The organism is Acinetobacter sp. CAU_H_60, from assembly GCF_058599385.1.
In genome coordinates, this window is record NZ_CM178653.1 from 2804926 (window position 1) to 2818866 (window position 13941).

At 45.7% G+C, this 13941-nt stretch carries 15 protein-coding genes; 5 read left to right on the forward strand and 10 right to left on the reverse strand.

Features of this window, described 5'->3' with window-relative positions; genetic code table 11:
• Positions 1-27: 27 nt before the first annotated feature.
• Both lptG and lptF read right to left on the reverse strand, forming a co-directional pair.
• Positions 28-1098: an LPS export ABC transporter permease LptG gene (gene lptG, locus AC4MBN_RS13360; protein ID WP_491880351.1), complete on the reverse strand. Its 1071-nt coding sequence runs from the start codon at positions 1096-1098 to the stop codon at positions 28-30.
• A gap of 2 nt (positions 1099-1100) precedes the next feature.
• Positions 1101-2201 (reverse strand): LPS export ABC transporter permease LptF, encoded by a 1101-nt coding sequence (lptF, locus tag AC4MBN_RS13365; RefSeq protein WP_491880352.1) that lies wholly within the window; start codon positions 2199-2201, stop codon positions 1101-1103.
• A 156-nt stretch (positions 2202-2357) separates the two neighbouring features.
• On the opposite strand from lptF, the gene AC4MBN_RS13370 reads away from it, so the two are divergent.
• From AC4MBN_RS13370 to blhA, 3 genes are read left to right on the forward strand one after another with little or no spacing between them, the layout of a single operon-like run.
• Positions 2358-3806 (forward strand): leucyl aminopeptidase, encoded by a 1449-nt coding sequence (locus AC4MBN_RS13370; protein ID WP_491880353.1) that lies wholly within the window; start codon positions 2358-2360, stop codon positions 3804-3806.
• The gene (locus tag AC4MBN_RS13375; protein WP_004787296.1) at positions 3799-4206 is read left to right on the forward strand and encodes a DNA polymerase III subunit chi; all 408 of its coding nucleotides are present in this window, start codon (positions 3799-3801) and stop codon (positions 4204-4206) included. Before AC4MBN_RS13370 ends, AC4MBN_RS13375 begins: the two co-directional genes overlap by 8 nt.
• 26 nt (positions 4207-4232) lie before the next feature.
• A complete protein-coding gene (blhA, locus tag AC4MBN_RS13380) occupies positions 4233-4847 on the forward strand; it encodes a cell division protein BlhA (protein WP_180053830.1) in 615 nt (204 codons plus the stop codon).
• A 103-nt stretch (positions 4848-4950) separates the two neighbouring features.
• On the opposite strand, the gene AC4MBN_RS13385 is transcribed toward blhA, so the two are convergent.
• The 7 genes from AC4MBN_RS13385 to glnK form a co-directional block, all read right to left on the reverse strand.
• The gene (locus AC4MBN_RS13385; protein WP_180053831.1) at positions 4951-5496 is read right to left on the reverse strand and encodes a VTT domain-containing protein; all 546 of its coding nucleotides are present in this window, start codon (positions 5494-5496) and stop codon (positions 4951-4953) included.
• Between the two features lie 109 nt (positions 5497-5605).
• A complete protein-coding gene (locus AC4MBN_RS13390; protein WP_166136489.1) occupies positions 5606-6265 on the reverse strand; it encodes a riboflavin synthase in 660 nt (219 codons plus the stop codon).
• A gap of 23 nt (positions 6266-6288) precedes the next feature.
• The gene (locus AC4MBN_RS13395) at positions 6289-7581 is read right to left on the reverse strand and encodes a DNA adenine methylase (protein WP_034703433.1); all 1293 of its coding nucleotides are present in this window, start codon (positions 7579-7581) and stop codon (positions 6289-6291) included.
• A complete protein-coding gene (gene ribD, locus AC4MBN_RS13400) occupies positions 7578-8666 on the reverse strand; it encodes a bifunctional diaminohydroxyphosphoribosylaminopyrimidine deaminase/5-amino-6-(5-phosphoribosylamino)uracil reductase RibD (protein WP_491880354.1) in 1089 nt (362 codons plus the stop codon). Before ribD ends, AC4MBN_RS13395 begins: the two co-directional genes overlap by 4 nt.
• 2 nt (positions 8667-8668) lie before the next feature.
• The gene (nrdR, locus tag AC4MBN_RS13405) at positions 8669-9136 is read right to left on the reverse strand and encodes a transcriptional regulator NrdR (protein ID WP_004787309.1); all 468 of its coding nucleotides are present in this window, start codon (positions 9134-9136) and stop codon (positions 8669-8671) included.
• Between the two features lie 139 nt (positions 9137-9275).
• Positions 9276-10691 (reverse strand): ammonium transporter, encoded by a 1416-nt coding sequence (locus AC4MBN_RS13410; RefSeq protein ID WP_491880355.1) that lies wholly within the window; start codon positions 10689-10691, stop codon positions 9276-9278.
• 61 nt (positions 10692-10752) lie between these two features.
• Positions 10753-11091 carry a P-II family nitrogen regulator gene (glnK, locus tag AC4MBN_RS13415; RefSeq protein ID WP_004650081.1) on the reverse strand — a complete coding sequence of 113 codons (339 nt, stop codon included), beginning with the start codon at positions 11089-11091 and terminating at the stop codon, positions 10753-10755.
• A gap of 278 nt (positions 11092-11369) precedes the next feature.
• Between glnK and AC4MBN_RS13420 the strand changes: the two genes are divergently transcribed.
• Both AC4MBN_RS13420 and AC4MBN_RS13425 read left to right on the forward strand, forming a co-directional pair.
• The gene (locus AC4MBN_RS13420; RefSeq protein ID WP_491876827.1) at positions 11370-11597 is read left to right on the forward strand and encodes an accessory factor UbiK family protein; all 228 of its coding nucleotides are present in this window, start codon (positions 11370-11372) and stop codon (positions 11595-11597) included.
• A 65-nt stretch (positions 11598-11662) separates the two neighbouring features.
• A complete protein-coding gene (locus AC4MBN_RS13425; RefSeq protein ID WP_419374566.1) occupies positions 11663-13150 on the forward strand; it encodes a YifB family Mg chelatase-like AAA ATPase in 1488 nt (495 codons plus the stop codon).
• Positions 13151-13196: 46 nt separating this feature from the next.
• Here the strand turns inward: AC4MBN_RS13425 and AC4MBN_RS13430 are convergent, their stop codons facing one another.
• Complete coding sequence (locus AC4MBN_RS13430) at positions 13197-13931, reverse strand: TorF family putative porin (protein ID WP_419374567.1); 735 nt, start codon at positions 13929-13931, stop codon at positions 13197-13199.
• Positions 13932-13941 lie beyond the last annotated feature (10 nt).

Sequence of the window (13941 nt, forward strand, 5' to 3'; positions counted from 1 at the left end):
GATTGATTTCTTCTATTTTCCTTTGGCTTAGCGGGCCCGATGGAGCAAGTAGCCGCCAATAGCAAACATCAGCAAAATAGGAGTAAATACGAACCATGCCGGTGACGGCGCATAGACCAGACTGGCATAGCCAAGAAAATCCTGTAGATAGAAAAAGCCTAACCCTGCGAATAACGCAATCACCAAACGGAAGCCCATCGATTGCTGACGCAATGGCCCAAAGATAAATGAACAGGCAATCACTACCAGCGCAATCAGGGCAAATGGCGAACCGACTTTCTGCCAGAAAGCCAGCTGATAGGTTTTAGGTACCTGACTATATTCATGCATATAGCTCATAAAGCTCACCAGCTGGCTTGGCGATAAATCTTCCGGATCAATCGTCACCATATGCACATATTTCGGCTGCAAGGCCAAAGCCAGTGGTTGCTCATCATGCTGTACCAGTGTCGCATTGCCGTTTTGTAAAATATCAAATTGTGCAGTGCTATCTAATTTCCAAGCTCCATCTTTGACGAATTCACCCTGCTTGGCATCCAGAGTGCCCCGCAGACGGTAATTGTCATCAAAGTCCAGCATCTGTACATTTTTCAGCTGGCCTTTGGCGTTGGCATAATCAATATAGATAAAGCGATTGCCCTCACGCGTCCAATAGCCTTTCACTTCACCGATTTTGACTGGCTTGTTATAGCTTTTGACTGCTTTGGCCTGTTCATTGGTATATGGAATCACCCATTCGCTCAGGGCAAACGACAATACGACCAATAACAATGCTGATCGAATAACCCAGCCGACAATACGCCATAGGCTAACGCCGACTGAACGCATTACGATCAGCTCACTATTGGAAGCCAATGTACCCAAACCGAGTACCGCACCAATCAGTGCCGAAATTGGCAGAATTTCATAAAGATAATTCGGTGCGCCCCAGAGTACATATTTCAAGGCATCCCAGGCACCATAGCCTTCTTTCAGGGAGCCCAATTCACCTAAATACGTAAATAAAACCTGCAGACCTGAAAGAACAGCTGTTGCCCCAAGCATCGCCAGCGCAGTGGTTCCGGTCACATGTTTGGCAACTATACGACGTGCTAACATTGTTAAGACCTCACTCGCTGAATCCGTTTTTTAATTTTTGGCGCCAAATTCTGTTTACGTGAGAACAATGCACCGGCTATCGCATAGATGATCAGGACTAGTGGATAAGCCCAAATGCCCACTTCCGCCTTGCTGACCCGGGTTTTGATCGCCATCAGGGCCACAATCAGGCTGGCAAAGATCATCAGTGCCGGGAATAATTTGAGATAGCGACCTTGACGTGGGCTCACTTCAGACAGCGCTACAGACAAAATCAGGGCAATCACAATGGCAAACGGTACAAAGACACGCCAGCCAAGCTCACTGGCTACGACAGGATCCTGACGGTTTTTCCAAAGCTGTCCGGTCGGCAAGGCTTCAACTTCATCACTGGCCAGTTCTGCTTCTTTATCACTTTCGATCCGTAAACGATAGCTTTCAAATTCAGCCTGGGTATATTGCGGCGTGCCTGGATAAATTTCATAGCGGCGACCATTGACCAGATCAACCACATTGGCTGCATCATTCGGCATTTCAATTCGGGTCGCTTCCTGCGCCAGAATCATCACATCCGGCTTGCCTTCTTTTTCCGCACGCTGATAGAAGAAAATATCTTTCAAGTTTTTGCGATCTTCGGATAGATCTCCGGCATAAATCGTATAAGGTCCGGAAGAAATAAATTCTTTGGGTCGAACCAGATCAAAGCCGGTTCGTACTGCTTGCTCACTGGTCAAGGCTTCAAACTGACGAATCCCCCACGGCGAAGCCCACAGCATGAGAAAGCCTTGTGCAAGGAGATACACTAGAGTCATCGGAATCAAAAGACGTGCCAGCTGATGCCGGCTAATTCCGCTACCGTTTAAGACCGCCATCTCATGATCAACATAGAGACGGCCAAAGACCAGCATTAAGCCAATAAAAAACCCAAGTGGAAGAATCAGGGTCAGGAATTCAGGCAGACGATAACCAATGATGCTGAACAGGATTCCAGCATCCAGACGCCCCTGTGCGGCCACACCAAAATACTTGATCAAACGACCGCCCATCATGATAAGGGTCAGTAAGGCAATCACCACCAAGGAGGTCGATACCACTTGCTTGACCAGATAACGCCGAATAATCAAATTAGTTCTTCCAAAATGAGCTCCATAAAACGAGTGCTAGTTTACCCGAATAGCAAAAATATAAAACCTAGGTGGCTCTGCCCATTGAAAATCTATTCGGATAAATGTTTCAATGCTTGAATGATTTGCAAATCTAAACAGGCGTGAAAACAAGATATGAACCTTACAATTAATACGTCATTCCCAGAGAATGGATCAAGTCAATCTTTGTTGATTTTAGTCGACTCAGAACAGATTCAGAGCGCTGCATCAACATACCAAATCAATAGCCTAGATACATTAATTGAAGCATCTCAATTCAAGGCTGGTCTAGCAGAAAGTTTAAGCCTGATTGGACAGGTCAGCCAGTCTCAGCATGCGGCCCTGATCGGCCTCGGCAAGACTGCCGAATTACAAGCGGGAAAACTGGCGAAAATTGCCCAGGCCATTATTAAAGCCTCTCAAAAAAAATTCAAACAGATTTCTGTTGATCTGACACAACTTCCACAAGAATTGCACTATCTGTTTGCATTGACTTTAACTCAGGCCAGCTACAGCTATGACGAATACAAGTCGAAAAAGAACGAATTTATTCTGCAGCAGATTGATTTCATCGCTGCCGAAACTCCGCTAACAGCTGAACAGTTACAATTGATTCATGCCGTTCAGACTGGTCAGAATCTGGCGCGTGATCTGGGTAACCGCCCTGGCAACATCTGCTTCCCGGAATATCTGGCAGAACAGGCGCAAGCGCTGGCGGCTCAATATCCGGACCTGCTTAAAGTAACTGTACTTAATGAACAGCAAATGGCTGACCTTGGCATGGGTGCCTTCCTTGCAGTCAGCAAAGGTTCAGATCGTCCAGGCCGTATTATTACGATTGAATATCTGGCGCACCGTGAAGAAGCACCAGTGGTCTTACTAGGTAAAGGCATTACTTTTGATACCGGCGGTATTTCATTAAAACCAGGCGCTGGCATGGACGAAATGAAATACGATATGTGCGGTGCGGCTTCAGTTCTAGGCACGCTTCGTGCACTATGCGAATCTCGTTTACCAATTCATGTGGTGGGTGCGATTGCTGCAGCGGAAAATATGCCTTCTGGTAAAGCCACCCGTCCAGGTGACATCGTAACGACTATGAGCGGTCAAACCGTTGAAATTCTAAACACTGATGCTGAAGGCCGTCTGGTACTCTGTGATGCGCTAACTTATGTGAAACGCTTCAACCCTGCTCTGGTGATTGATATTGCAACTCTAACCGGTGCTTGTGTAGTCGCCTTAGGTTCAGTCTTGACCGGTATGTTTACGCCAGACAATGAGCTGGCTGCAGAACTTGAAACCGCTGGCCAAAATGCATTTGACCGTGTATGGCGCATGCCAGTACTGGACGACTATCAGGAACAACTGGATTCCCCATTTGCGGATATTGCCAATATTGGTGGTCCTAAAGCCGGTTCTGTAACGGCTGCATGCTTCCTGCAACGTTTTACGCGTGACTATCGTTGGGCTCACCTGGATATTGCAGGCACTGCATGGAATTCAGGTCCAAATAAAGGCGCAACTGGCCGTCCAGTACCTCTATTAATGCAATTCCTGGCTAATCGCGTTCAAAAGCATGGCTAAGGTCAGTTTTTATTTATTTGAAAAAAGTCCTGAACGACAAGTGGACAGCACTTGTCGTTTATGCCGTAAAATTTTGCGTCAGCCAGAGCGCATCTGGCTGCTGTGTGCTGATCCTGCCTTACAGCAGGAACTGGATGAAAAGCTGTGGAACTTTGATCCCGCCAGCTTTATTCCGCATGGAATCGATCAGCCAGATGCAACCGTTTGTATCTCGGCTCAATTACCAGAGCAGTCGGGCTGGATTATTTTTAATTTTAATCCGGAAGCACTTGAACCTGATGCGAAATTTAGTCACATTATTGAGATTATTGAAAACAATGAACCGGCCAAACAGCTGGGACGTGAGAAATATAAACAATATCGTCGCTTTGGCATTCAGCCAAATACCTTTAAGCTCTAAGTAATCACGTGAACAAGGAGATGCAAGTGGCATTAAATGTAGGTCCAGATTTTAAACAGCGCTGGTTAAACACGCCTGAGGCTGTACGTCAGACCTTTATCGATGACCTCTCGCGCATCTGTGAAGTACTTAAGCCTGAAACCGCTGTAGAAGAATGGCTCGTTCGCGACCAGCAGTTACAGAAAGAGTCTGAACGTAAAATTGAAGCAGCATATGCACAGCGCAAGGCCGAACTGATTGAAGAAGCACGCATTCGCAGACAGCGGGCACTCGAAAAAGCCTTAGCCGAAAAACGTGCTGAAGAACAGGCCTATGCCGAACAGCTACGCCGTGATGAAGAGCGAAAATTTGCCGAGCAAACTCAGAAGCTGGCTGAAATGCGTCATATGCTGGATACTGAAGTTCAGGATTATGCCGCACGCTATCAGAAAAATCCGGATCAGGTGCTCGACTTTGCCAAAGGTCGCTTAAATATCGACGATACCCAGATTTTGTCTGAGCTGGAAAGCTTACGGTTACGTCTGGAACTCGAAGCAGAAACTGTGATTGAACAAACCATCAATGCACTGCGTGAGAAATTACACGCTGCAGCTAAAGAAGAAATTGACTATATTCTGAAAAATTCTGATCTGGCTGAGTAAAGTTGATAGTCAGTTGGCTGAAAGAGTCTTTTTATTTTTCAGCCTTAACCCCTGCTTGCCTTATTTAAACTCATTTTATCTAACTATAAAATTCACTTTAAAATTAAAACAAGTCAGCCAGTAAAAATGCGGTATTGCCAAGCAGATAGCCTGTCCCAAGCAAAGTGCTGATCCAGAGAATTCCCCCAGTCACATTATAAAAACTGAAAGTCGCAAAGCTCATATGGCCAGAACCTGCCGCAAAAGGGCCGAAGGAACGTACAAAGGGAATAAAACGCGCAATTAAGATCGTCTTGCCACCATGTTTCATAAAATAATGATTGGTTTTGACCATATATTCGGGTTTGAAAAACCGTGAATGTTCATTGAAATACTTTAATCCGAGCACCCTCCCCGAATAATAATTCACGGTATAACCCAGAATCGAAGCAATCAGCAGCAATAAACCCATAGAGTGCAAGGTAATCAGGTCAGAGCTGGAACACAGCGCACCGACAGCAATCAACAGACTGTCACCGGGCAAAAAAAAGAAAAATGGCGAACCTGTTTCTGCAAAAATCACCAGGAACAAAATTGCATAGATCCACACCCCATACTGCTCCAGCAATAAGGGTAAAGACTGTTCAAGATGAAGTAAAAAATCGAGCATTCGACCTGTCCACTGGGGCTAAAATCGCGAGTTGAGCTACGTATTATCCCGAAAAATAAAAAGACAGTCTAATTTTTCAATTAGACTGTCTGGTAATTGCGCAGCGGATTTATTTCAAAAAACCATTTTCGGCTAAGAATTCCATGCTGATTTTAGACTGTTCTGTAGTTTCTGCGGCCTTGTCACCCAGTAATAACCGCTCGATATAACGCGCCAACACATCTACTTCCAGATTGACTTTAGTACCTAATTTCCAAGTGCTAATATTGGTACGTTCGGCTGTATGCGGAATCAGATTCAGACTAAGGATATTTCCACGTAAGTGATTGATGGTCAGGCTGATACCATCTACTGTTATAGAGCCCTTCTCTGCCAGATATTTGGCAATTTCTTTTGGTGCAGTCACTTCAAAGTAGATGGAACGGGCATCGGAACGTACCACCGTAATTTCACCCACAGCATCGACATGGCCAGAGACAATATGTCCACCAAAACGTGTAGTGGGCAGCATCGCCTTTTCGACATTTACAGGTTGGCCGACTTTCCAGTTAGCCAGTGTAGTCCGGTCCAGGCTTTCACGTGATACGTCTGCAGCATACCAGTTCTCACCCCAGTCAATTACGGTCAGACAGATGCCATTGGTGGCAATCGAGTCACCCAGATGTACATCGGACATATCCAGATCCGTCTGGATGCGTAAGCGTACATCACCGCCAACGCTTTGCAAGCTCTCGACCTTGCCCAGACTTTCAATAATACCTGTAAACATCTTTATTTCCTTTTTCTCTGCGCTTACCACAAGGCCAATTGGGTACTCACACCGGTCGTATCCACACCGCCCAGCTCGGCATAATGATGCAACTGGCTCAGTAACTGACGAATTGGTGGACCTGACTTGGCATGCGTGTCGGTAATTACAATAAATTCCAATACGCGTGCACGTTCAGACTGGCGCTGCTTACTGACACGATAACGTGGCACATCCTGAGTGAGCAAGGTTACACGGCCACGTTTCAGGTTGGCCTGCAGCAAATCTGTGGCACTGATATTACCATCGGTTGAATAACTGGTCAGGATAAAACGCGCATTAATGGTCGCCAACAAAGTTTCATAGGCTTCTTTGGCATGCTTGGATGAGTTGTACTGACTTGGACGTTCTTTACGCCATGCACGGTCAATCCCGCTCTTGAAGCCTTTAGTGTCTGGAGTCGGTAAATCCACCTGATCCCACAGCGTTAAAGCATTGAGTACATGATAGTTACTACTATAGGCATGCTGGTTATACGGTGGATCCAGATAAGCCACATCGACTTCAAAACCACTCATCTGATTGGCTAAGTGTTGGGCATCCACACACCACATTTCTGCGGCAGGTCCTTGATGCTTAGCATCTTCACAGAAACGGCTTGGCGTTAACCAAAGTAGTGATTCAATGCGTTCTAGTGCAGTCTGGGTTTTACCGCCCCAACCATGATGGAAACTTTTAAATACACCTGAGGTATTGCTGACAAAACTGGCTGAATAGAGCAGCGGTGCCAGCAAAGCACTCATTTCCACGTCATCAATCGCACCTTGAGCCTGCCAGGTGGCAATCTGCTGACGGATGGCATCGATACGCATGCCGTTACGGCGTTTGAAGAACAAACGGTCTCGGGTCGGATCATAAATCTCATCATTACGCGGACACAGGTTATGTGTCACCCAGCCTTTAACTTCAGGCAAACGGTTCAGATAATCAATCGCTTTCTGATAGCCACCGAGCTCTTTAAAGGCAGGTGCTTCAGTACAAGCTAAAACTGCATGATTGAGTGCATGACTATAGGGTTCCCAGTCATTGGCAATCACCCGATAGCCATTCTGACGGGCCAGACGTGAAACCACCCCGGAACCGGCAAAGAAATCGGCAAATATCGGCGCACGGCCATCTTCACGTTTTAAGGTTCCCGTGCTCTCAAGTGCTTCCAGAATTAAATGTAGTAAACGGCGTTTGTTCCCCAAATAAGGAACCAATTGATGGAAAAGATATTCATCTGTGGTACGTGCCGCATGGCGACGTTTGTGATAAACCGTAGACTCTGAATTCATAGTGTCTCTTGAGAAGGAATTAACCTGAAGCGCACGTCGTCACCCAAACGGGTCACGTCCTGCAACTTGAATCGAAGTTGTTCTGCCATTCGGCTAAATTCTGCATTGAACATACTACGCGCAGTTTGCCCCAATAAGGTCGGTGCAACATAACTGATGAGTTCATCCACCAGTCCTGCCTGTAAAAATGCGGTAGATAAGGTCGCGCCTGACTCAACCAGCACCTCATAAATCTGATGCTGCTGAACCAGTTGCTGTAATAATTCTTTTAAAGGCTGAATTTCGAGTTGGATCACACCCAACTCAGCCAGCTCCTGACGATAAGGCCCCATCACCATTATCGTTTCTGGATTTTTCAAGAGCTTGGCAGTGAGTGGCAAACGCCCCTGGCGATCCAGAATAATCCGTTTGGGCTGAACGATGGTACTGAGGTCATCCACGTCATTTAGATTGCGTACATTGAGCTGGCAGTCATCTGCCAATACCGTATCTATACCAGTAATTACGGCGCCAGAAATCGCACGCCAATGCTGTACATCCTGTCGGGCCTCTACACCAGTAATCCATTTTGATTCACCCGATGCCATTGCGGTACGGCCATCTAAACTTGATGCAATTTTCAGTCGTACATAAGGCATCCTAGTCGCCATGGCTTTCAGAAAGCCATAATTCAGTGGATGCGCTTCATCTTCACAGATGCCAACTTCCACTTCAATACCGGCATCTTTCAGGATCTGCATGCCTTTTCCAGCCACCAGTGGATTCGGATCAGGGCAAGCCACAATCACTTTGGCTACGCCTGCTTCGACCAGACCTTTGGCACACGGTGGTGTACGACCATAATGTGCACAAGGTTCCAAGGTCACATAAGCTGTTGCACCGCGCGCCTGATCTCCAGCCTGACGCATGGCAAAGACTTCAGCATGTGGCTGACCAACTTTAGGATGGAAACCTTCACCGACAATCACGCCATCTTTGACAATGACACAGCCGACATTCGGATTCGGTTTAGTGGAATACTGTCCCTGACGTGCCAGTTCGATGGCACGGCGCATCCAGACTTGATCTTGATTGAGTTCAGACATGCTTATTCTTGAAATTCGCCACGTTGCTGCATCTGTTCAATTTGACGACGAAAAGCCTCGACATCCTGAAAATCCTGATAGACCGAAGCAAAACGGACATAAGCGACATGATCAAGTGCAAATAGAGATTGCATGACAATTTCACCAATGGTACGTGATTTCACATCACGCTCACCCAGACGGCGAATCTGCAACTGGATATCACTCAGCACCGTTTCAATCTGTTCCTGCGTCACAGGACGTTTCTGCAAGGCATGCATCAGGGAACGGCGTAATTTGGCTTCATCAAAGGGTTCATTCTTGCCATCAGATTTGATGACACGCGGCATCACCACTTCATAACTTTCAAAGGTGGTAAAGCGTTCATTACAACTGACGCATTCACGACGGCGGCGAATCTGGCAACCTTCAGCGGCCAGGCGTGAATCAATCACTTTACTGTCTGGTGTATTGCAAAATGGGCAATGCATAGCGGTTTAATTGAACAAATCCTGATGATTTCCGAGTGTAGCAAAAATTCTAAACTTTGTAGAGTTTTACGCAATATATAGATAAAAAACAGCCCAGATGGGCTGTTTTACACAATATATTGATTATTGTTTTAGCAGATTATTCTACGCGTTCGCCGTGTTGGCTCAAGTCCAGACCCATGCGTTCATCATCAGAAGAAACACGGATACCGATGATCAGATCAATCACTTTAAGAATCACGAAAGTTAATACTGCAGAGTAAGCGATGGTTGCAAGTACACCTTCAACTTGAACCCAAAGTTGGCTCATTACATTTGCTGGAGCAGCATCACCCATGATGAATTCGCTTGCGAAGAATGCTGTCAGAATCGCACCAACGATACCACCCACACCGTGCAAACCAAAGGCATCTAGAGAATCGTCGGCTTTTAGTGCGCGTTTCAGAGCAGTAATACCCCAGAAACATACCACACCACCGATCAAACCCATTGCCAGTGCACCACCGACAGTAACGAAACCAGCCGCTGGAGTAATCACCACCAGACCTGCTACCGCACCAGAAGCCCCACCTAATACAGAGGCTTTACCACGTACTACTTTTTCAGTAATTAACCAAGAGATCGCTGCTGCCGCTGCTGCAACTTGAGTTACGATCAGCGCATAACCTGCAGAACCATTCGCACCCAATGCTGAACCACCATTGAAGCCAAACCAACCTACCCAAAGTAAGCTTGCACCGACTACAGTTAAAGTCAGATTATGTGGCGCCATTGATTCACGGCCAAGGCCCATACGTTTACCAAGCATGTAGGCTGCAACCAGACCCGCTACACCTGAGTTGATGTGAACGACTGTACCACCAGCAAAGTCAAGCGCACCGTCGTTGCCTAACCAGCCGCCACCCCATACCCAGTGAGTAATTGGTGCATAAACCAGAATCACCCAGAGTGCAATGAATGCCACAAAAGCACCAAACTTCATACGCTCTGCAATCGAACCGCTGATGATGGCAACCGTAATGATGGCAAACGTCATTTGGAAGATCACGAACAGGATTTCAGGAATTGTGCCTGAAAGTGCATCGGTGGTTATCCCAGCCAGCATGAGCTTGTCCAGACTGCCGATAAAGGCATTTCCTTCACCAAAGGCCAATGTATAGCCAATCACGACCCAGGCAATACTGACTACGGCTGCAGCAACAAAGCTGTGTGCCATTGTTGCCAGCACATTTTTCTTACGGACCATACCGCCATAGAACAGGGCTAAACCTGGAATGGTCATCAGTAATACAAGGGCTGTTGAAGTGAGAATCCAGGCTGTATCGCCAGTATCGAGAGTAGCTTCTTCTTCTACAGGCGCTGCTGGCTCAGCTGGCGCCACTTCAGCAATCTCTGCTGTAGTTGTGTCTGTTGTTGTAAGTGAAGTATCACCAGTCTCTGCAACGAGTGCGACTTCTTCAGTAGGTGTTGGTGCTGTTACGGCCTCTTCAGCCCACGCAACAGAACCACCTAAAAGAGCGCTGGACAAGCCGAACGCCATTAGCATTTTTTTCATTCGTATCCCCCAACCATGTTTTTTTGTGAGTTATTAGGTACTCAGCAAACTTCGTGCCAAATTAAACAGCGTCTGCACCTGTTTCACCGGTACGAATACGGATGACTTGTTCTAAGTTAGTTACGAAAATTTTTCCGTCACCGATTTTGCCAGTGCTTGCAACACGAGTAATTGATTCAATTACCGAATCAACCATTTCATCGCTGATTGCGATTTCAATTTTGACTTTCGGTAGGAAATCTACAACGTATTCAGCGCCACGATAAAGTTCAGTATGGCCTTTTTGACGACCAAAGCCTTTGACTTCAGTCACAGTGATGCCTTGAACACCAATTTCAGATAATGCTTCACGCACATCATCCAATTTGAAAGGTTTTACAATTGCAGTTACGAGCTTCATGTTTGTTTTCCTTCGGCTTATTTCACCAGTAAGGTTTTATGTTCAAATTTCATGCCAAGATTCCTAAGGTCGGGGGAAATTAGAAAGCCCGGCACGATGTTTCTTGCTCTTTTATTTTATACTTATAACGTATTGGAATCTGCACAAATTGGATATTTTTTATGTGGATTTTTACAATATTACTAATCGAAGCAGCCTATATTTTATCTGAAATACTGTCAGTCACTCTTTCGGCAATGTTACACTGTCCACGCATTTATATGGCGATGGATCGGATTATGATTGAAACCCTGTTACAAGCAATTTTGCAGCAAGTTGAACAACCTAAAAAGGATCTGGAGCACAACCTGCGTGCCCTGCTCAATGAAGCCGTCAGTAAAATGGATTTAGTGTCTAAAGAAGAGCTCGAACGTCAACGCACTGCCCTAAATAATGCCAATCAGCGTTTAAATGATTTACTAAAACAAGTCGAAGAGCTAGAAGAAAAAGTCTCAATTAAAAAATAAGCACAACTACAGTGCACAAAAGACACGAGAACAATAAAAATAATGCACTATATTGGAACAACAATATGTCTTTTGCCAAAATTTATACGCGAGGCCTGTTAGGCCTGCATGCACCTTTAATTGAAGTCGAAGTTCATGTCAGTTCTGGCATGCCTTCCCTCACCATTGTGGGGCTTCCTGAAGCCGCAGTCAGGGAAAGTAAGGATCGGGTTCGATCAGCTATTCTGAATAGCGGCTTTCAGTTTCCGACCAAACGCCTGACCATTAATCTGGCACCTGCCGATCTACCTAAAGATGGCTCACGTTTGGACTTGCCGATTGCGCTAGGAATTTTAGTGGCCTCAGGGCAGCTTCCAGAAAATTGCACAGATGACCTTGAATTTATTGGTGAACTGGCCCTAGATGGTCAATTGCGGCCAGTAACAGGAATCCTGAGTATTGCAATCGCCTGCCAGCAGGCACAGCATCAACTGATCTTGCCTAGTCCGAATGCTCAGGAAGCCTCTCAGCTTCCGGATTTTCAGGTATTTGCTGCCAATCATTTACAGGAAGTCTGTGCACATCTGGCTCAAGCAGAAACCTTGCCCCCGTTTAAGACCAGTCCATTAGATCAGCACTCTTTTTATAAATTTGATCTTGCGGATGTGAAAGGACAATTGCGACCACGACGTGCCTTGGAAATTGCAGCTGCAGGTGGCCATTCCCTGCTGTTCCGCGGCCCACCTGGTACAGGTAAAACCTTATTAGCATCGCGCCTCGCCAGTATTTTACCTCCCTTAAATACTCAGGAAAATCTGGAAGTTGCTAGTATCTATTCAATTGCCAATGCCAATCATCCCTTTGGCCAGCGGCCATTTCGGGCACCGCATCATACTGCGTCTGCCATTGCACTGGTCGGCGGTGGCTCACATCCTAAACCTGGAGAGATCACACTGGCACATTTGGGCGTTTTATTTCTAGACGAACTGCCTGAGTTTGACCGCAAGGTTTTAGAAGTATTACGTCAGCCGCTTGAGTCCAAAGAAATTGTAATCTCACGTGCTTCCCGGCAAATTACTTTTCCAGCCAATTTTCAACTGGTGGCAGCCATGAATCCTTGTCCATGCGGTTATGCATTTAATCAGGACAGCCGCTGTCAATGTTCACCTGAAAGCATCAAGCGTTATCAGAACCGGATTTCTGGTCCATTACTGGACCGGATTGACCTGCATATTGACGTACCACCTTTACAGGCACAGGAGTTACAAGACAATAAACCTGTCGAAAACTCTGAAACCGTCAGACAGCGTGTGATCAGCGCCTATAATATTCAGATCGAACGGCAAAATGCCTTGAACATGAGCCTTAGTCCAAAACAACTGGAGCAATATGCCCCTCTCGATCCATCAGCTCAGAAAATGATTGAACTGGCGCAGCAGAAACTGAATTTATCAGCAAGAGGCTATCATCGCATTTTGCGTGTTGCCCGTACCATTGCCGATCTTAATCAAAGTCCAGATATTCAGACTGGACATTTATCGGAAGCCTTGTCTTATCGCGGGCAGCACATGTAAACAATAAAAAAGGCGACCTAAAGTCGCCTTTTTTATTTAGAAAAAATTAGAAGCTATAACCTAATCCGAATACTACTTTGTTCTTTTGTTTCACATCCATACGATCATAACCACCGATGATGTAATTGATGCTTGCAGTAACACCAGTATCTGCAAGAGGTTTGCTTAAACCGATATCAAAATGACGGAAACCAAAGCTTTCACTGGTCTCTTCTACATAGTCACCTGACTTTTCATAAGCATATAAACCTAAAGCGGTGTCTAAGCTAAAGTCATTAGGCAGTGCATAGCTATAAGTACCTTTGATATAAGTATCCCCTGCATTCCCCCAAGTCGTATCTTCAAGAAGAGTTTGTGCTGTAATACCTAAATCTTTATAGCTCAGACCTAATAACAGCTCAAATCCATTCGTTTCTTCATCAGATTCATAGTAATAGTAGTAAGTCGTACCGATCGTTAAACCCAAATCATCATTTACCGAATGGCTATAGCCTGCATAGAAATTATTTTCAAAAGCATCACGGCCTTCCTCAACCAAAGAATAATCTAAGGTAGAGCCCCACCAACCAGCATAGAAGCCAGAGGCATGATTATAGTCAAGTCCACCTTGTAAAGTAGCTCCGCTATTTTCAGGTGTGTTGGTAATCCCACGCAGGTTATAGCTTGAAAGTACACTGATATTTCCAGAAACTGAATGTTCAGCAGCTGGTTCATCCGCGAAAGTGAAAGAAGATGCAGCACCTAGTAAAGTAAAAGATAATACTTTTAATGTTGATTTCATTGTATGACTC